Raw genomic sequence first — 19011 nt, 5'->3', positions numbered from 1 at the left:
CTTATCCTTTAATCGGTTTTTGCTTTAAAAAGCCAAAAAAACATTTACTGATTTTACTTTTTATAATAAAAATAAAGGATTATTTTTTGGATATAAAAATGTGATAATTGGCTCCAAGATTATAAAGATGCAAGATAAAGAGCTGCATCTCTGAATCTTTTCCATATGTACTTACCCGCTCCTATATTTCTACACTATACCATATTTGTTGTTGATCATAACGCATAAATTTCTTCTCTTCAAAAGAAGAGGAACGAAATTATTAAAAACAACATGAGGGACGCACCGATTTATACTGAAGATGCGCAGAAGTTTTTCCTGATTGTTTTTCATTTTTAAAAGATGTTTGATTCCAGGATATGCATAGTTTTTGTTCAGTATTCCTCTGGCAACCTCTTCGCCTGATAAAATAGCCTGGTATATCCCTTCTCCAGTCAGTCCTGATGCAAACCCAGCCGCATCACCGGCTAAGAACCTGTTCTTGAAAACAAATCCCTTATAATCAATGTTAATGCGTGCAGCTTCGAACCTTGTTCTTTCAATGGAGAGCCTATCACATAGCTCATCAAGGCTGCGCCTCATCAATGCACCGTTTCCAGTCATTCCTCCAATCCCTATTGATGTAAAGCCCCGGTGTGGAAATATCCAGCTGTATTTAAGGATGTATCTAAAGTCGTCTACAAAGACCTCCAGGTCTTTTCTCAGTGTTTTGCTTATATACTGGATCCCTATTACAGTCTTATTAACAGGTATATCCAGGGATCTCCTGACAATCGAGTTAGAACCGTCAGCACCTACTAAATGATCAAAACCTATTTTTTCGCCGTTTACAATTATATGGTTTCCATCAACAGCACTGACGCATCTTGCTGTCTTGATCAGGGCGCCTGCTTTTTCAGTCTCTTTTGCCATCCACTGCCCGAGTTTTTCCCTGTCCACCGTAAACACAGGGTGGCTGCCCAGGTCCACATCGTATGATCCTTTTGCTGTATGCAGTAGCATGTAATTAAATTCAGCATCAACAATATTTTTTGGAACAAAGTCCATATCTCCGATGGTTAGACCGCCAGCGCATATTGTTTGCCCGATTGTCCTGTTTTTCTCCAATATCAGTGTATATCTTCCTGCTTCTGCCAGTACCCGTGCAGCCCTGAGCCCGGCCGGACCTGCGCCGACGATAATCGTATCATATTTTTCCATGTTGTTATACCGATGCCTGTTTTTAATTATAACTATTACATCAGCAATATAGCTGCCAGCCCGAGGATTGCAACAAATATGAGCATAAAAAATATCACCAATATCATTTCTTTGTCCTTCATGTTGAGTCACTTCATCTTTAAATCTATTTTATTATTTATTAAAGCAATTTTTGGTTTAAATTTGCAAGATTTCTAATGGGATTATTTATGATTTTCAAAAAATAAGGATTGTTTATACAAAAAATATGGAAAAATAGTTATAATTTTGTGCCTTGCCTATTTTTCCCATTTGTCGTTATTAAAATGCCATTTTGCGGCATTCTTCAGCACATTTCCTGCATTCTTCTGCACACTTCTTGCAGTGCTCAGCTTCATGTTTTTCGCATTCTTCTGCACATGCATCACAGATATCAGCGCAAAGGGTACAAAGTTTCTTTGCAAACTGACTGTCTCTCGCCGTGAACCTTGAACATAGCGCACAAATATCCGCGCAATCACGGCAAAGCTGTATGCACTTTACCATCATCTCCACATCACTCCCGCGAAGACAGGCTGTAGCACAGGATTCACATGCCACGAAGCAGTCATTACAAGCATCTATGCACTCCTGCTGTTTACGATTTATCAATTTTTCACCTCCAATTATCTTTATGTATATCTTCTCTTAAGCGATTTCTGGTTAAAATAACCAAAGAAAATCACAAATAAGATTTTGATTTTGCAAACTTAACCAAAAAAAGAATTACCGTTTTTTTAAAGCATAAACCATTAGCTTCCTCTTGCAGGAAAATTTAATTTCATTGCCTCTAATTGATTTTTATCTTCAAGAAATACTTTCAAACTTAAGATATTACAGTATGAGATTGTGGGAAAAATCCCATTTTGAAGCTTCACTGTTCTACAGTGGAAATCTTTTTTGAAAGGGGGTACTTACGTGGGAATGCCTCTGGCAACATTTCGATGCAGCCTATCAGCTGATAGTAAATCTCATGCATCGGGCTCACAATTATCACATGAGCTGGAGGATGAATTCTCCTCAGTCTGTTGATGGCCGAACTGGCTGAATCCATTAACGGCACAATAGCAGCAGCCGTGCTCCAGCTTTTTAATGGAGCCTTCATTATATTTACAAGTATGTTATCTGCAAAACCTGGTTCAAGCTTTCTCGGTACGCTGGAGTATGAAATATGACCATACTTCACAAGGTCATGAAGTGCTGTTCTTAATTTAGAATTGTCATTCGCTCTAATTACTGCCAGTGAATTCATTTTTCCTATCTCGATTGATTTTACCTTGCTTGTGGCGTCAATGTATACGCTGTACTTTTTAATTTGAATTTTTGCATTGTTATTTCGAAAGATCGCTTACCTTGTGACAATTTGTTTATTGATTCAAAGCTTATATGATACTCTTTCGCTATTACAAGCTCTGCTTTTGTTAAGGCACTCCGTACATTCATTCCTTTTGCGACAAAATCATCTCTTTTTTTACAAATATATGTTAGTATATCAACTGTGTCCATAACTTCACCTCTTAATTCTTGACATGTTACTATCTACGCTATTCCTTAACCGGTTTTTGCTTTAAAAAGTTAAACAATATTTACTGATTTTTTCCTTTTTATAGCAAAAGTAGCGGATTATTTTCAAACACAGTAAAATGAGACAATTAGCTCCAGTATGAATTTATAAAAATTCAGGGAATGCATCAAGAAATCCCATTTAGAACTCCATCTTGCGCTCCATATCCTCAAGTGCGCGTATGCGTGCCCCTACCGTTGGATGCGTGGAGAAGAGATTCATTATCAAATCCCCTGAGATCGCGGGAATGATAAAAAATGCATTCATACCCTCCACTTCTCTTAAGTCGCGAGACGGTACACGTTCCATGACACCGCTTATGGTCATGAGAGCCGAGGCAAGATGTTTTGGCTGACCTGTGATTACCGCAGAGCCTCTGTCAGCCGCAAACTCGCGGTATCTTGAAAGAGCACGTATGAGCAGGAAACTTATGATCCATACCGCCAGCGATATCACAAAAACGATTATCGCGGCGCCTGCGCCCCTGTCGCGGTCACGATTTCCGCCACCCATGCCGAAAAACAGCATATTCCTCACAAGGAAAAAGGCAACGGTGGACAGGAAGCTTGCAATTGTGATAACCAGCATATCACGATTCTTGACGTGGCTCAACTCATGGGCCAACACTGCTTCAAGCTCTGGCTGGCTTAATTTCTGTTTCAAAGAAGTCGTAACTGCTACAACTGCGCTGTCTTTGCTCCTTCCTGTTGCAAAGGCGTTAGGGATATTGCTATCCACAATAGCGATTTTCGGCTTAGGTAGATCGGCTATTGCGCAGAGTCTTGATACTGTTTCATGAAGACGCGGTTCCTCCTGCTCGCTGACAATACGCCCGCCCATGCTCCAGAGGGCAAACTTATCTGAAAAGAAAAACTGAATGAGCAGGAAAAAACCTGCAAACACCATCAAACCGTATGTCCCTATCCCTCCGTACTCTGATAGAACAACAAGGAAGATAAGATACAGCCCAGCAAGCAAGAGCATAGTTAGGACCATGCGTGCCTGAAGTCCATAATCACGGTACCACTTTTTCATCTTAATCACCTGTTTTAGCACCAATCACTTCATTGAAAACTGGCTTCATTGTACTCAATCTTTTATCAGTCCATCTCCTTTGAAAATCTTTCTTACCTCCTTAAGCGAAATGTCAGCAGGCGGTATGATTAAGTCGCTAGGTTTTATGATATCATCCGGGATCTTTTTCCCATTTTTTCGTACATGGTCATTGAGCTTCTTGAATTCTGACTTGAAGATTATTCTGATAGCTTTTTCGTCTCCTCTGCTAATAATTCTCACTATGTTGTTGTCGATTTTATTGAGCTCATCCACATGTTTTTCATCAAGCTCGTACTGTCCTTCTCCCATTAACCGCACTATCATTTTCCCATCTCCTTCTTCAACGATTCAAGCTGCTCATCCACTTCACCCTTTGACTTTATCTTAGAAAGTTCCCGTTCAATGTCATCCTTCGTTCCCCCGGTCACATCTTCAAGAGTGCCTGAATCTACAAGTTCATCAAGCGCAGATGCACGCGCCTTCATATCCTCTGTTTTATCCTGTGCGCGCTGGACTGCAAGCCCCACATCGCTCATCTCTTCGCTGATACCGCTAACAGATTCTGTAATCTTGACCTGCGCTTCAGCCGCGCTGTACTGGGCTTTGATGGTTTCCTTTGTTGAGCGGAAGGACTCTACCTTAACTGACAGGCGCTTTTCCGTTGCCATGAGTTTTTCCTGCTCTTTATAAATATCTGCTATCTGCTTCGTAAGGCTCTCTATTTCAGTCTGTGATGTGCTCTTTCGCTCAAGCGCAATCCTTGCGAGGTCTTCCCGTCCAGCTTTCAGGGCACCTCGCGCCTGTTCGTCTAATTTTGTTATATTCTGCTCGAGTTTCATCTTTTGCAATTCAAGCCGCTTCTTGGCAGTTGTTACCTCAGCTACGCCGCGCTTGACATTTTGTAAGAGTTCAAGCTGCTTCTCATAAGAGTAATCGAGAGTCTCTCTCGGATCTTCGAATTTATTTAGAATCTTATTCACTTTTGCTTTGATGACTGTGCTCATCCTGTCTATAAGTCCCATAATTTTTTCTCCTTGTTTTATCAAATTGTTTCGATATTATTTTCTGATTTTTAACAACTACAACAGTACTTCTGTAGTTAAGCTGGTTTTGCTTTAAATTTGTAAAAGATTTAATAGAAGTTCTTAAAAAATAATTAAAATGCCCTCATTTTTTTTGCATCGAGTTTTAACTTGCTGTTCGCCGGTTACATGTACCAATGTAAGGACTGCGGATGATATCACGTTGCTTTTCAAACTTAAACCAAAATCCAGATAAAGAATCGAAGTAATATATATAAATGATATATGAATGAGATGAATGCTGATAATATTGTTCTTTGGCTCTGCAGGCTTTTTGGCGTATTGAATCTTCCAATATTCGGGTTAATATTGACCTTCGTTTCTCTTGTGAGGCTTGTTAGAACTATATTATTTGCAGGTTGGCTTTTATAAGGGTTAAACGGAAACATGTTAAACATTATTTACTGACTGGAAAAGAGTGGATCTATGAAAATAGCAATACTAGGCGGCACAGGCCGAGTCGGTGAGGGATTGGCCACCCGATGGGCAACTCGGCATAATATCTATATCGGCTCAAGAGATGTTGAGAAAGCAAAGAATGCTGCATGCGGCTATTCATGTCGGCTCACCGATCAGGGCTTTGAATGCCAGATCGACGGAACAAGCAATAAAGAAGCGGTTGAGAAAGCTGATGTCGCTGTTCTCTCGGTTCCATTTGAAGCTGCATTAGATCTTATTGAGTGCCTTCGACCTGTCCTGAAGAACCAGATATTAATATCCTTGGTCGTCCCAATGAAAAAAGAAAATGGGTCATTTGAATACACACCCCCTGAAGAAGGGTGTGCAGCCCTTCGTATCCAGCATCTTCTTCCAGGGGTGAAAGTAGTCTCTGCCTACCATAATCTTTCTTACCGGAAATTGTGCAATCCTGATAAATATGGCTAAGAGAAATGGCTTGTCTGATCTCGGGGTAAAGTTCGTATAATTCCTTATTCAATATTTCGCACTCTGGGGTCGGGAACAAGCACCAAACTCAAACGTCCTGATAAGCTCATATATTTTCTTTGGAATACCCTGCTTAACATTCAAGCCAAAACTCTTTGCAACATCAAAAACAATGGGCATATCGTGCGTCATGTATCCTCCCGTCAAAAACTCTGCTAGTTCCTCTGCATTCTCTTTATCCATTTTATCTTCCAGCAGCCACATTACCATTTTCTGCACCCTTATCAGGCTCTTCCTGGCTTCCTCTGAGAGCATTATGTAATCATCTGATATTGTCTCCACGGGCTTTTTTTCTGGCAGCGAGATCAATGCGCCTGCCGGAAAACCGCCTAACTGCGGGTCAACAGGACCGAGCACGCTGTCTTTCTCCATCATGATCTCATTTGCCGCAAGAGCAATAAGCGTGCCACCGGACATGGCATAAAAAGGGATTATAACCGTGACCTTTGCCGGATGGTTCTTCACAGCCATAGCGATCATCTCAGATGCCAGCACAAAGCCTCCTGGTGTGTGAAGCATGAGGTCCACATCCTCTGGCGTCTGTCTTATCCTCATCAGAACATGCTCCGTATCCTCGATGTTGATCTGGCTATCGTCTTTTTCTTCCCACGGTTCTCTTCTATGGATCATTGTTATGACCCTGGTACCTCTCTCTTTTTCTATGTCCTCGATTATGGCATTCCTCTCAGCCATGATCGCCGCTTTCATTCTTCCCTTTTTCTCAAGCCCATCGAACATGACTGCGCAATGTCGACTGCAGAACTTGATATCTTCATCATCGATTTTTTTTATTATTCCTTTTCCCTCGATTTCCATGCCGCAATAGATACATTTTTCTGTCATGATTATCCTCCTTAAAATCCAGAAATGATATTGATCTCGTGTCTTATTTTCACCTTCATTATCCCTCCACTTTTCCATCCCTGAAATGAATGATCCTATCCGCCATCTCCCCCAACTCCGGGTTGTGGGTCACCATGATTATTGTCTGGTGCTGGTCATGGTTAAGGGTTCTGAATAGTTCCATTATTTCCCGGGTTATCTTTGTATCCAGGTTCGCAGTGGGTTCATCCGTGAGCAGCAACTTGGGTTTATTCGAAAGGGCTCTGGCGATAGCTACACGCTGCTGCTCTCCTCCTGAAAGTTCTGAAGGGAGATGATTTGATCTTTTATTGAGCCCGACAATTTCAAGAAGTTCTTCCGCTCTTTCCCTGTGAAAGGGATGACCTGAAAGCATCATGGGGAACATGACGTTTTCTACGGCTGTCAATTCCATGAAAAGGTTGAAAAACTGGAACACAAACCCAATGTTCTTTAGACGATATTCGGTACGGGTTCGCTCATCCATTTTAATGGTATCCGTCCCATTTAAATATATCTCCCCGCTTGAGGGTATATCCAGCATCCCTACAAGATTCAAAAATGTACTCTTGCCACTGCCGGAAGGCCCCATAATGGCCACAAATTCGCCTTCATCAGCTGACGTTGTGACACCATTAAGAGCATTCACTTCTATCCTTCCAAGCCTATAAGTTTTTTTCAGATATATCGTATCTATTATCTTCATTCATGTCCCCCATATTGCTTTTATAATGTTTGTCCTGCCGGCGATAAGGGCAGGATACATACCGGCCAGCACAACTACTGCTCCTGAAACTATTGATGCATCGTAAAGCAAATATGTATAGAATTTCGCACTGATGTACTCCTTGATAATAGGGCAGTAAAAGGGCTTTGTCTCAAGGTACTTTGTACCCATATACCCGAGAGCATCACCACTTGCTACCCCGATGATGGCAAAAAAAAGTGCCTCCATCAGGTATACTGTGAATATCACAGAGCCTTTCATACCTATTGCTTTCATCATGCCTATCTGCCTTCTCTTATAGATGACATTAACATAGATTATGACACCAACAGAGACAGCAGCTGCAAAAAGCCCCACTGCTATGACCGTGTCGGTCATTTTCTTTATGGTATTCATTGAACCAACTATTCCCTCTATCTCCTCCCTCCAGACCTTGACTTTCGTAACTTCAAGCTCTTTTTTCAGAATGTTTCTGTACTCTTCTGCCAGTTCCCTGCCAGAAATCTTGACCATTATTATTGATGCTTTTCCAGATAATCCCAGAATCCTGTTCACTTCACCCATGTACATTATGACGCCGCTGGCATCAATATCCATTACACCGGTTCGAGTAATGCCTTTGATCCTGTATGTCTTTGACTTACCGTTCTCGAATACCAGGGTGGCTTCTCCACCTGCATTCGCACCCAGGTCTTCAGCAATCCTGTAGGATATAAGAATCTCATTTTCTCGTTTAAGAGTTCCACCCTCAATTATCTTCCCGAGGATTGTAGTCACGTCCCGCTCTTTTTCAGGATCCAGTGCAACGATCTTAACTGTTTTCGTTTTCCCATTAAACGACAGTGTACCGCTGGAATACAAGCGTGGAGAGTGGGCTATTACGTTCTCCATCCTTGACAGTTTCAGTTCCTTTATTCCCAGTCCTTCAATATACCTTTCATTCTCTTTTGGATAAATGTTGACATGACCCGAAGAAATATCCAGCGTCACATCCATTAACGAGTTAGAGAAGCCGTCCATAAACCCATTTATTATAATGATATTTGCGGTCGCAAAAGCAATAGCTATTATTATAAGAGCAAAAACCCGTTTATTCTTTGATGTATCCTTTCTGGCAAAGAAAAATGCTGTTCTAATGTCGGACCTCAATCCCATATGTTATCCCCATATTGCTTTTATAATGTTTGTCTTTCTTGCTTTTAATGCTGGATATATCCCCGCTATTATTGTGATGCCAAAGGACACAATGGATGCATTGTAAAGAAGATATGGATAGAACCTGGCCCTGAACCAGGTACGCGTTATGGGCTCCCAGAAGGGATGGGTTTCAAAATATTTTGTCGCATAATATCCCAGAAAGTCGCCTCCTGCCACACCCAGGATGGCGAAAAGACCTGCTTCGATGATAAATACGATAAAAACAAAAGAGTTGCTCGCACCTATCGCTTTCATGATACCTATCTGCCTTCGTTTGTGGACTACGTTTATGAAAATAATTACACCCACGGAGATTGCCGATGCTATCAGACCCACAGAGATGACCATATTGGAGAACTCAGACCATGCACCCATGGATTTCACAATATGCTCTATCTCTTCAACCCATGTTTTCACTTTAGAAACCCCGAGTTCATCTATAAAAACCTGCTTTTTTGCCTCAGCCATATCTTTATCAGTAAGTTTAACAAGGATGATAGATGCTTTATCACCAAAGCCAAGATGTTGATTTAGCTCAGTTTTTGAAATGAAAATAGTATCAACATCGAGTTCATAAATCCCTGTATGGATAATACCTTTGATTTTATACAACTTAGAATCGCCATTTTCAAAAACTAAAGTAACATGGTCTCCGACATCTGCCTTCATATCCTCAGCCAGGCGGTAGGAAATGAGAATGTCTCTATCATTAGGTTCCAGAGTGCTGCCTGTATCAAGTTTTTCAAGAAGCTTTGTGATCTTTCTTTCATTTTCAACATCAACAGCAATTATGTTCACTGTGGTTGTGATATCGCGCAAAGACAGGGTGCCTCCGGCGTACAATCTTGAAGAGAACGCCACCAAATCTTTCATGGATGCAAGTTTTTGTTCCTTAAAACCAATGCCTTCGATGAACCGGTCATCATCTCTGGGATATACATTTAGATGGCCCACAGAAGTTTCTATTGAATTATCGATAAGGTCATCTGCTATACCACCCATAAATCCATTTACAACTATTATGTTAGCAGTTGCGAATATAATCGCTGCTGTGATAAAAAAAAAGACCTTCTTGTCTTTTATTATGTCCTTTCTTGCATAGAAAAAAGCGGCTTTTAGTTCTGAAAATTTCATTTCATGTTCCTTCGGGCAAGGATTATCACTAGCAGGGCACCTACGGCAAAATACAATTGAAATCCTGGTGCCGCAGGTGTGGGTGTTGCAGGAGTTACAGGGATCTGTTTTTTATCAACTGTTATTGCCTTATCATATCTTGCAATTGTATCGTCTCCCCTGAGTTCAGTAGCTATAACATACTCGCCCGGTTGAAGACTTTTACTCCAGAGCACATCAACAGTTTTCTCCTGGTCATTGGACATGATATACGGTGCCTTTGCTTCCCTGATTTCCAGTACTATCCCATCCTGTTTCAGCGTGAATATTATCTTTGCATCAAGGGGGACCATTGATTCGCCTTTCACGGTAGCGCTGGCACCTATGCTGTCACCATAGATATCCTCAATCTTTGCATCCATTATTGCTGTAAAATTTGCGGATGCTGTAGTGAGATAATCCACTTTCCCATTCTCGACCAGATATATTTCTGCCAGTGCAGTATAGTTCTTGCCTTCTTCAAGTGAAACATACCACGGTTGCACTATTTCAGCAGTGCCCCCAATAGTTTCTCCAACAGAGACCTGTCTGACCTTTTCAGAAAAAATAGTCTTCTCATGGTCTATAAGTATGAAATTCACATTCACAACATAAGGTTGAAAATGAGCGCCAGAATGGCGTTCACTGGCTCTTAATAGGAGCTTTAATCCATTAGAATCTGTATTTACGCCATCAATAGAGATCTTAGTGAAATACACATCTGGATATGCACCAAGAACAGGACTGGATAAAATGATAATGAAGAAAATTATGCTGACGATCCTTTTCATATGTTGCCCCAATCTATTATAGAAGATTTCCTTATGTTCATATTTTATGCTACCATATTTTCCACCATGGTTTATCTTTCAAATATTTATCCGGTTTCGCTTGAAAAGCAGTTTTGCATGCAGCAGAACAAAAATAGTAGGTTTTTTGTTTATATTCTGTCTTGTGCTGGGCAGTATCTTCTACTATTTCCATTTTACATATAGGGTCAATTGCCATTTATTTCACTAATTAAACCTAGACTATTCATTTCTTAAGAGACTTTCGGTTGAATTTTCATAAAGTTGAGGGCATTTTTATTTCAATTTTATAAAGCGCAACTCACATGAAAAATTAGAATCTATTTTTAATTATCATAGAGATGTTCTAATGGCAGAGATAACACCAGATGTAGTATTGGATGTAAGAGGCGAAGCATGCCCCTACCCCTTCATAAGGACAAAATGGCTTGCGGAGTAGATAGCCAGCGGTGGGGTAATAAAGGTAGTTGCAAATGATCCTGATGCTCTCGAGAATATCGACGCATGGACTAAAAAATCTGGCGACAGAATCCTTAGGATTGAAAATGAAGGCGATACTTGCATCATCTATTTAAAAAAGAAGTGATGAGATAATAGCGTGCAAATGAACTAATCTGATGATATTGAGTATTGAGGACGATAGGTTCGGGTTTGAAGAACTCTATTAATTATCCACCTATGCTTTTTACTGCTTCATCGATAAGTCCTGAACGGTATGTTCTGTCAGGGTTGTTTACAGCTATCCAGATCACAAGATTGTTTTTTGAGTAATAGTAGTGATACTCTCCGCCGCCCTCGGTATAATAGATTTTCAAACCATTTAGTTCCAGGATTTCCGGAATGCCAAACATTCCCCCCATTCCTTTTGTCATGTTATCTACCTTTTCGACCGCTCTCTTTTCCGTGTTTGCTGATGTTACAGATACTGTTGCCCTGTTGCCTTCGCTATTCCTGTAGAGCGCTATGTGGGCTTCATCCGGAAGGACATTATCCTTTGCAGAGTGCGACTTTTTAATCTCATTAATAGCAATATCACCTTCCCTATGAAGTTTGAGTTCCATGTCACCAAGTTTGTCTGGAAAAAATGTCTTCTGACTCAAAGATAAGATTACAACAGATGCAATTATAATTGCAGCAAGAGCAACTATCAAAAAAATACTGGTTTTTCTTCGTTTCATTGAGTTAAATCCGTTTTATGGCCTCTCTCACGAAGTTGAGTCTGTAAGCTTCATCAGGATTATCTATCTGTATCCAGAATACTCTTTTATCTTTGACATAGAAGTAATGATACAGACCAAGTTCCGGTTTTCCACTCACAAAATAAACAGTAATTCCTTCTATATCCATAGGCGTGGAATTACTGAACATCCCGGTTTTTCCTACACTGCTGTTCATAGATGCAAGAAGAGATAATGCTTCTTCGCTTGTTTTTGATTCTGATACCCAGAATTTGGCTTTACTGGGAGGCGTACCCCTGTAGTTCGCCACGTATGCGTTCTCTATTACTACGCCCGGATTATTGCGGTGCAGTCCTTTTACTTCTGTCATTGCAATATCTCCATCCCTGTAAAGAGCAAGGCTCATATCGCCCAGTTTGTCAGGGAACATGCTTGTGCTGCTTTTTTCCTGGGTAAGCAGGTAAGCTGCCGCAGTAACTGCTATTACTGCGATTATGAATATTGCAAGGTATATTTCAGTTCTGTTTTTTCCCATAGCTTCTCCTATATATCCACCACAGCCTGCTTCACGATAGACAATTGATAACCAGTATCTGCAGAATCAAAAATTATCCAGAAGACTCTTCCCATCTTATAATCCATTTTAAAATAATAGTAATTATATTCGTTATTTGTTCTCATCATATATACATCGGGCTTCACAAACTCCATAATATCCAATTTAACAGGTATGGTGCCATTCATAGTACCTGCATCGCCGTGCCCTTTATGCGAGTCTATCTGCCCAACATCGCCTGAGTATTCATGCCCTTCGTGCCCTGTTGAACCTCCGAGCATGGAATTCATCGCGCTGAAGGCATCATTTGCAGCACTATGATCTGTGGCTTCAGCGACCCAGATACGCATGATGCCTTTCTTGCCGCTGTAAACTGCAAAGTACCCTTTTGCAAGGGGTATATCCTTTAGTCCGTACATGTTCGATATCTGCTGTGCAGCAACCTCGCCAGTTTCGTATCTTGTCAACGTCATATCGCCAAGTCTTTCTGTAAATATGCTTTTTCTGGAATCTGATAGGTACAGAAAAAATACTGCCACCACAGCAGCCATGATGATTATAATATAAATTCTTTTCATATATGATCACCACTTCAGAACCCTCTCTTTCACTCCTGCAACTTCCTGGATGACAAGTTCAAAACCTGCGCTATCGTCAAATTCCGGGAATTTCAGGGTGCCTTCAAAATGATGACCCCCAATTCCTCCATCCCACGACTCTGGTTTGATGATGCTTCCTTTGCTGTCGCGGATATAAGATATCTTTACCATCTCATAATCCAGCGATCCAGAATGTGTATCGAGTTTAATATCAAAGTCATTATTGCCAAGATACACAGCAGTGATAGTTACTCCTGCTTCTGAGTTTTCTCTTGTTTCAGATGGATCCGTTGTTGATGTTTTATCTACAGTAGAAGTCGGAACTACAACATTGGGATTTTCGGTTTGAGGTTCTTTACCTGATAAACACCCGCCAACTGCTACTGTAATCAAGATCAAAAGTACTATTATTCCTGATATTCTCATTTCAGTTCCTCTTTTTTGTTCTCATCAATCCGGCTTTCAGGATTCTGCGTACCGTGTTTCATATTTTTCATCATCAAAAGATGCATAATCGGACAGAGTAGCAGTATTCCAAAAGAAAGTATATTCTGCGAAACTCCTGCAACCCATAGAATTCCGAGGAACAAAAGTGGGATTATACAGCCAAGCACCATCATTAATGTATGCTTGTGCTTGCTGAAAAATCCTTCATATATATGAGGGGTCTTTGTTTCGCTTTCCATTTATGCACCTTTTATTTTTTGGGAAAAAGGTTACCATAACTTCCACCAGGGTTTTTTCTCGCCCATCCCTACGGGTCCGCTTTTAAGGTATTTTTCTGGCTCAGACTCAAATGCTTTCTTGCATCCCGGTGCACAGAAATAGTAGGTCTTTCCCGTATATTCTGTTTTATACTGCGCTGTATTCTCATCTACCTGCATTCCACAAACTGGGTCTATTTGCATATTTTTCATTTCTCCTTTTTATGTTTTACAATTTATGTACTTTACGTCTAACGTAAAATAAGTATCTTATGGCGGAAGCGACGTATTTGTTCCAACACCCCTGCCTGAATACTCATCATCAATCTTTTTTCTGACATCTTTCAGTGAAGATCCCGTCATCAACATATCCCTTGCCTCAAGTGTTATATCGTTACACAGTTTGCATTCAGATGCATGCGGCTCATAGCTGCCATCAGGCTTGATATAACAATCTTTAAGGCTTTTATGTGACAGGAGCTTATCGGAATGCTGCATGCCTGCGCAGCCGCAGTAGCAGGCAAGGTACATGACCTTATCCTGATTCTGTGCAGCAAAGATATAGGCTTCAGCCACCCGCCCGGTTTTCTGGGCAAACTCTGGAAGTTCTGGTTTTGCTAGTATACTAATACTGCTGGTTGATTTTTCAAGACTTGTTTTGTTCAATATTTGCAGGTCACCGGGTAATAGTAATGTATACACTATCATTATGATCGCCAGGATCGAAATTGCACCAAGAATAAATTTAAATTTCATGTATTCTCCATATCAAATTATTTCCAGTATCACAAATCCCATAGCCACCATGAACGACCCCATCAATAGTTTCATTCTCATTTTGTTCCTTGACTGCCATGCAACCATTTTATCAACAACAGCCCTATTGGTGGAAGCAAGAAGAACTGCAACAAGAGGCACGATGAGCATCAGATTATAGAGTAAAAGGTACAATATACCCTGAGACAGCGTGGATTGCAGTGATAACAAACCTATGACTGCAAGATAGATGCCGCCGCTGCATGGCACCGTGCAAAGGCCGACAAGTACGCCTGCTCCGAAGACACCGGGAACTGTTGTGCGCTTTATCCAGTTGTTTATTGATGCATGCATACTCCCGGGGATTGCCAGGAGAGAACTGCCGGGTATAAAAAAATCCTTCATTATTACAACCCCAAGTATCATTGAAATAAATCCAGCAGCCTTACCCACAGCATGTGTTGTGGAAAAGAAAGAAATGGCACTGAGAATACCCACACCAATTAACACATAGGTTACAAATATACCGCTTATATATATCGAACCCACCTTCATCAATCCGTACCTGTAGTTTGTCTGCATCTGGAGCATGCCCATGGTAAAAGTAATGAACAACAGGAGGACTGCGAAAGCACATGGATTAAAGCCGTCAATTAAGCCTGCCGTGATTACCAGAGGAAGTGTTAACGTCTGCGGGTCGATTGTCATTTCTTTTCCTTCAAGCAACTATGAGAGTTCCGTGCATGCTGGGATTCTCTTTACCTCCACAGCATGATTCGCAGTACCAGTGATACTCCCCTGCCTGCATAGGCGTAAAGGTGAATACCTTCTGGCTCTCGGGTAAGACTGTGATATTTACATTGCTTACGCCGGATTCTTTAAGATTGAAGTTGTGAATGCCGCCGCCGTCTGTATGCATTGAATTGTCTGGATTTATCAGGTTTATTTTCACAGGTTGTCCTACTTTAGCCCTGATTACATTGGGTTCAAAGCCTACCATGGAGATTGTCATTTTAATGGCCTCTTTGTCCTCTGGTTCCAAGGACGCTGTTTTACTCACGACTAAATATGTAGCAGAGCTGAAAATCGCAATAACGATCACTACGAACAAAATGCTCATATATGGCAGTTTTTTTCTTTGCTTTTCTCTCGACATCTTTCCTTTATACTTTTTTGATCTTGACATTATTACTCCTCCTGCTTCACTTCAGGTCTGTTTCAGATTCTTTTTGCAATAACCCGTACTGACCTTTGTCTTTTAATTTATCGATTTTTATGAAAATCTGGATCACTTTCTGCCTGTACTCTTCCATCAATTTCCTGAATTCTTCAGAGCTTTCAGGTTCTGCATGTTTTTCAAATCCATAAATTGTTTTGAAAATCTTTCTTTTCTCATCCTCCAACTCTTCCAGGGTTAATTCTTTTTTTCTCCTGAAAATTTTTTTCCTGAAACAGTAGGCTGAGCCAATTGAAAACAAAGATAGTACTCCAATTCCTGCATATAGATAATCCGGTTCCTTCGTCATTTTAACTGGAATACTTACAGTCTCTCCTGCTTTGAGATCATTAAAGCTGATGACTCTGTATTCATTTCCTCCAAGCGTTATAGTTTCATTCGATCCATCTATGCTCATGCCGCTTTTTTTATCAATGAGGATCAAGACAGAAGTGGTATTGTATATAGCACTTTTATTGAACACATATTCTGGTCCCTCAGAAAGAAGTGTGTACGAGATCTGCATCTCGAAGTTATCCCCGCGTTTAATGGATTGCATTGGGTCCATATATACCATTCCCTCCTCCTGAACAAGGCAACACTCCATTGCCTGGGTTTTCAGATTTTGTGCATCAAGCGGGGTTGACATGGCAAAGAATGTATGGTTATTCTCCGTGTAGTAAATTTCCTGGCCCTCATTCCTGAACACAACAATCTCAGATATCTCAAGAGAATTGTTTCTTTTTGAGATGAAAATATGGTCAAGAGCGACCCTTATATTATATTTCTGGTTGCTCGGATTGTGTCCGTCAATTGAATTATTCTGGTTCTTTATTTCCTGGATGTTTGATGTAATATTTCCAGTAATTTTTATACCTGTAATACTCTCATCGGTCTGTGCAGAGACTGTGCCTATGAAATAAGAAATTACAATGAACACAGGAATGGAGAACCTAAAAGCGATTATCACTTTACCTCCGGATTTGATGAACCCCTTGAAAAAGGTTCCATATTCTTTTCTGGTTCCTCTAATTCGGAAACAAACTTCCGATATTCTTCTTCAAATCTCTGTTCATACTTTTTTATGTCGGGTGTAATTTCAGGTATAACCTCCATTTTCGGTTTCTTGGTAAAAATATATCCCGTAAACACCAATAAAATACCTAATGATAAACCGCCTATCCATAATGATAATGGATTTGTTTTTTCAGGATTTACCATTATCTCTTTTCCGTACTCTGCCTGAAGCGCTGAAAATATCCGCTTTTCTGAAAAACCATTATCTTTCATCCGGGTAATCTCTTTTTTAACCTGTATCGCTGTGGTACAGTCACATGTTGAAATAACCATGGCGCATTCACAGGGGCATATCAGGTCAGAAGTCATATTATCATCCGCCATGACATAATTAATTCCTGATGTTAGAAGTGTAAAAAGCATAATTACCCTGAGCATTATTTTCCTCGTCTCAGGAGCATCATTGAACAGAGGTGCGGGCTTCGCCGCACTCTCACATACATTTACTCATTGCGTTCGATATCATCTATTCTCTGTTCAATAATTTCCTTTAATTCTACCCTGTTTTCTCCTTCTTTTTCACGATCAAGCAGCTTTTCCAGGATATCGATGTCGCCTATATGGGCTATCATTTTTTCAAGTTCATACACAGGTTGGTCAAGATCAAGGTTTAAAGCTGCCTCTTTTAATTGTTTCAGGACAAGCGTTGCATTTTCTTTATGTACTTTCTTGAGTTCCTTATACTCATTTTCCGTAATTTCTCCTGCATTGAATTTATTTTCAAGAGAAAGGATCGATTCAAATGATGCATTCTTTTCAATTAGCAATTCATCAAATGACATTTCAGTGATATCTTTTCCCGGAACATTCCCTGAAACAACATCCAGTTGTGATATATCATCAACTGCTTCCTGCATCTCATCGATGGATCTATTCGTTGCAGGCACTGATTTTATAATGAGCCTTTTTGGCTTTTTGCCAATTCTGTTTTTAAGGAATGGATATGAGACAGCCCCGATCAATATAATCGCTGCCACAGGGATAAGATAATTGAAATCTCCGCTGCTTCCTGTCTTAGAGGGAACATACCCGGTTATCCGGATATCCAGTCCTTGATCCCTCGGAACGTTCATGAAGCTTAAGACTTCGAATTCGTTCCCTTCATTCTGGACTATTTCCTTCCTGGCAAATTGGCTTTCAATCCCGAAACCATTTTTCTTATCCGAAAGCAGAGTGATATATGAAGTATTGTAGATCATACTTTTAAAGAATATATCTTTTGTTGATTCCGGATTAAAAATGTATGATATCTGCACCCCATATGTTTCACCCGGTAAAATAGGATTCATCGGGTCTATCCATGCTGAATCTTTTTCCCTCTGAAGACAGCATTCCATAGCATCGGTCTGGAATCTTGTTATACCTTCCGGAGTTGAGATGCCGACATAAGCCCTGTCTTTACTGAAAAAAACCCTATCTCCTGTATTCAGGAATTCGACGTATTCATCAACTTTTATCCCGTTCGCTGCTCTGGAAAGAACAATATGGTCGATTTTCACTGTCAGGCCATCTCCATCTTTTGTGCTATCATAAACTGTGACATTAACTTTTTCTGACGCATTGACATGCTCTGTATATGGTACATCAGTATAATTCACACCCAGCAGGTAACCCTGCCGGGCATTGACCTTATTAAATGTATATTTTCCGCTCTTATCGGTGGCCGTATCCATTAATTCGATCCCGACTTCATCCATGAGGCGTACCGGTACTCCTTCAAGTGTTTTGTTTGCTTTAATGACATACCCTTCAATTTTTTCGGATAGATTGAAATTCACAACAGCTTTTCCCTGAAGTCTGAGATTCTCTCCGTATATTGTCCCGTTATATGTCACATTTACCCTGTACATGCCATCATTAATGTCAGCAAATGTATAATTTCCGTCTTTATCCGTTATTAGATTTGAAAGAGGCATGTAGGTATATACCACACCTGTTTCAGCGCTCTCTGTGGTGTTTACCCTGCTCAGTACAACTTCCTGGCCAGGAAGTTTATTTCCGGTCGATTCAACACTTCCGCTTATCTGTGCAGCCGATGCTGCACTTACGAAAATGACAAACATTATAAAAATTGATAATAATTTATTCATTTTTCTCTTTCTCCTGCAAGAACTTTTCATATTCCAGTTCAAATTCCTCGTTCTCATCCATTCTCTTCCTGCTGATCTTATAGACAACGACCCCTCCCACAATGACGCCAGCAGGCAGTGCAAGCCACACTATCCAGTCAAACCCTTCTTTTGGCGGCGTGGCGAGAACACCTTTTCCATATTCTGCCATCAGTTTATCATATATCTTTTTCTCAGAAAGTCCC

The 19011-nt window shown here is 40.5% G+C and carries 28 protein-coding genes; 2 read left to right on the top strand and 26 right to left on the bottom strand.

What is annotated here, in order from left to right; translation table 11 throughout:
• Positions 1–189: 189 nt before the first annotated feature.
• The 7 genes from CL181_RS17925 to CL181_RS17895 form a co-directional block, all read right to left on the bottom strand.
• Entirely contained in the window at positions 190–1200 is a 1011-nt protein-coding gene (locus CL181_RS17925) for an NAD(P)/FAD-dependent oxidoreductase (protein WP_097300690.1), read from the bottom strand.
• A 300-nt stretch (positions 1201–1500) separates the two neighbouring features.
• Positions 1501–1830: a four-helix bundle copper-binding protein gene (locus tag CL181_RS17920; RefSeq protein ID WP_097300689.1), complete on the bottom strand. Its 330-nt coding sequence runs from the start codon at positions 1828–1830 to the stop codon at positions 1501–1503.
• Positions 1831–2092: 262 nt separating this feature from the next.
• A complete protein-coding gene (locus tag CL181_RS17915; protein WP_097300688.1) occupies positions 2093–2470 on the bottom strand; it encodes a DUF356 domain-containing protein in 378 nt (125 codons plus the stop codon).
• Positions 2471–2490: 20 nt separating this feature from the next.
• Positions 2491–2724 (bottom strand): hypothetical protein, encoded by a 234-nt coding sequence (locus CL181_RS17910; protein ID WP_097300687.1) that lies wholly within the window; start codon positions 2722–2724, stop codon positions 2491–2493.
• Between the two features lie 199 nt (positions 2725–2923).
• On the bottom strand, positions 2924–3817 hold the full coding sequence (gene htpX, locus CL181_RS17905) for a zinc metalloprotease HtpX (RefSeq protein WP_097300686.1): 894 nt from the start codon (positions 3815–3817) through the stop codon (positions 2924–2926).
• A 54-nt stretch (positions 3818–3871) separates the two neighbouring features.
• Entirely contained in the window at positions 3872–4162 is a 291-nt protein-coding gene (pspAA, locus tag CL181_RS17900) for a PspA-associated protein PspAA (protein WP_097300685.1), read from the bottom strand.
• Positions 4159–4860, bottom strand: coding sequence for a PspA/IM30 family protein (locus CL181_RS17895; RefSeq protein WP_097300684.1), 702 nt, complete (start codon positions 4858–4860; stop codon positions 4159–4161). Before CL181_RS17895 ends, pspAA begins: the two co-directional genes overlap by 4 nt.
• Before the next feature lie 486 nt (positions 4861–5346).
• On the opposite strand from CL181_RS17895, the gene npdG reads away from it, so the two are divergent.
• A complete protein-coding gene (gene npdG / locus CL181_RS17890; protein WP_097300683.1) occupies positions 5347–5805 on the top strand; it encodes an NADPH-dependent F420 reductase in 459 nt (152 codons plus the stop codon).
• Positions 5806–5853: 48 nt separating this feature from the next.
• Here the strand turns inward: npdG and CL181_RS17885 are convergent, their stop codons facing one another.
• Genes CL181_RS17885 through CL181_RS17860 form a run of 6 tightly spaced genes read right to left on the bottom strand, consistent with a single transcriptional unit; the run spans position 5854 to position 10810 of the window.
• Positions 5854–6708: an SDH family Clp fold serine proteinase gene (locus CL181_RS17885; RefSeq protein ID WP_176505310.1), complete on the bottom strand. Its 855-nt coding sequence runs from the start codon at positions 6706–6708 to the stop codon at positions 5854–5856.
• 58 nt (positions 6709–6766) lie between these two features.
• Entirely contained in the window at positions 6767–7432 is a 666-nt protein-coding gene (locus CL181_RS17880; protein ID WP_097300681.1) for an ABC transporter ATP-binding protein, read from the bottom strand.
• Complete coding sequence (locus tag CL181_RS17875; protein ID WP_097300680.1) at positions 7433–8608, bottom strand: ABC transporter permease; 1176 nt, start codon at positions 8606–8608, stop codon at positions 7433–7435. It abuts the gene before it with no gap.
• Positions 8609–8611: 3 nt separating this feature from the next.
• Positions 8612–9784 (bottom strand): ABC transporter permease, encoded by a 1173-nt coding sequence (locus CL181_RS17870; RefSeq protein ID WP_097300679.1) that lies wholly within the window; start codon positions 9782–9784, stop codon positions 8612–8614.
• Positions 9781–10593: a hypothetical protein gene (locus CL181_RS17865; protein ID WP_097300678.1), complete on the bottom strand. Its 813-nt coding sequence runs from the start codon at positions 10591–10593 to the stop codon at positions 9781–9783. Before CL181_RS17865 ends, CL181_RS17870 begins: the two co-directional genes overlap by 4 nt.
• A 49-nt stretch (positions 10594–10642) precedes the next feature.
• On the bottom strand, positions 10643–10810 hold the full coding sequence (locus CL181_RS17860) for a YHS domain-containing protein (RefSeq protein WP_097300677.1): 168 nt from the start codon (positions 10808–10810) through the stop codon (positions 10643–10645).
• A gap of 240 nt (positions 10811–11050) precedes the next feature.
• On the opposite strand from CL181_RS17860, the gene CL181_RS21590 reads away from it, so the two are divergent.
• Positions 11051–11197, top strand: coding sequence for a sulfurtransferase TusA family protein (locus CL181_RS21590; protein WP_141398966.1), 147 nt, complete (start codon positions 11051–11053; stop codon positions 11195–11197).
• A gap of 82 nt (positions 11198–11279) precedes the next feature.
• Here the strand turns inward: CL181_RS21590 and CL181_RS17855 are convergent, their stop codons facing one another.
• From CL181_RS17855 to CL181_RS17795, 13 genes are all read right to left on the bottom strand, one after another.
• Positions 11280–11789 (bottom strand): hypothetical protein, encoded by a 510-nt coding sequence (locus CL181_RS17855; protein ID WP_097300676.1) that lies wholly within the window; start codon positions 11787–11789, stop codon positions 11280–11282.
• Positions 11790–11793: 4 nt separating this feature from the next.
• Positions 11794–12324, bottom strand: a complete 531-nt coding sequence (locus CL181_RS17850) for a hypothetical protein (RefSeq protein WP_097300675.1) — start codon at positions 12322–12324, stop codon at positions 11794–11796.
• Between the two features lie 8 nt (positions 12325–12332).
• On the bottom strand, positions 12333–12923 hold the full coding sequence (locus CL181_RS17845; protein WP_097300674.1) for a hypothetical protein: 591 nt from the start codon (positions 12921–12923) through the stop codon (positions 12333–12335).
• Between the two features lie 6 nt (positions 12924–12929).
• Positions 12930–13370: a hypothetical protein gene (locus CL181_RS17840; protein ID WP_097300673.1), complete on the bottom strand. Its 441-nt coding sequence runs from the start codon at positions 13368–13370 to the stop codon at positions 12930–12932.
• Positions 13367–13630 (bottom strand): DUF2933 domain-containing protein, encoded by a 264-nt coding sequence (locus CL181_RS17835; protein WP_097300672.1) that lies wholly within the window; start codon positions 13628–13630, stop codon positions 13367–13369. The genes CL181_RS17840 and CL181_RS17835 overlap by 4 nt, the downstream gene beginning before the upstream one ends.
• A 30-nt stretch (positions 13631–13660) precedes the next feature.
• On the bottom strand, positions 13661–13852 hold the full coding sequence (locus CL181_RS17830) for a YHS domain-containing protein (protein ID WP_097300765.1): 192 nt from the start codon (positions 13850–13852) through the stop codon (positions 13661–13663).
• 66 nt (positions 13853–13918) lie between these two features.
• A complete protein-coding gene (locus tag CL181_RS17825; protein ID WP_097300671.1) occupies positions 13919–14404 on the bottom strand; it encodes a PCYCGC motif-containing (lipo)protein in 486 nt (161 codons plus the stop codon).
• 12 nt (positions 14405–14416) lie between these two features.
• Positions 14417–15112: a cytochrome c biogenesis CcdA family protein gene (locus tag CL181_RS17820; RefSeq protein WP_141398962.1), complete on the bottom strand. Its 696-nt coding sequence runs from the start codon at positions 15110–15112 to the stop codon at positions 14417–14419.
• A gap of 10 nt (positions 15113–15122) precedes the next feature.
• Positions 15123–15590 (bottom strand): cupredoxin domain-containing protein, encoded by a 468-nt coding sequence (locus CL181_RS17815; protein ID WP_097300669.1) that lies wholly within the window; start codon positions 15588–15590, stop codon positions 15123–15125.
• A gap of 16 nt (positions 15591–15606) precedes the next feature.
• Positions 15607–16590 carry a hypothetical protein gene (locus tag CL181_RS17810; RefSeq protein WP_097300668.1) on the bottom strand — a complete coding sequence of 328 codons (984 nt, stop codon included), beginning with the start codon at positions 16588–16590 and terminating at the stop codon, positions 15607–15609.
• The gene (locus CL181_RS17805) at positions 16587–17006 is read right to left on the bottom strand and encodes a cytochrome c-type biogenesis protein CcmH (protein ID WP_255251634.1); all 420 of its coding nucleotides are present in this window, start codon (positions 17004–17006) and stop codon (positions 16587–16589) included. Before CL181_RS17805 ends, CL181_RS17810 begins: the two co-directional genes overlap by 4 nt.
• Positions 17007–17140: 134 nt before the next feature.
• Positions 17141–18787 carry a collagen binding domain-containing protein gene (locus tag CL181_RS17800; protein WP_097300666.1) on the bottom strand — a complete coding sequence of 549 codons (1647 nt, stop codon included), beginning with the start codon at positions 18785–18787 and terminating at the stop codon, positions 17141–17143.
• Positions 18780–19011, bottom strand: a 232-nt coding sequence (locus CL181_RS17795) for a cytochrome c-type biogenesis protein CcmH (protein ID WP_176505130.1), incomplete at its 5' end; no start/stop codon positions are given. The genes CL181_RS17795 and CL181_RS17800, both read right to left, overlap by 8 nt.

Source organism: Candidatus Methanoperedens sp. BLZ2, assembly GCF_002487355.1.
Taxonomy (GTDB): Archaea; Halobacteriota; Methanosarcinia; order Methanosarcinales; family Methanoperedenaceae; genus Methanoperedens.
The sequence above is the reverse complement of the archived record's forward strand: the minus strand, read 5'-3'. Positions and strand labels throughout refer to the sequence as shown.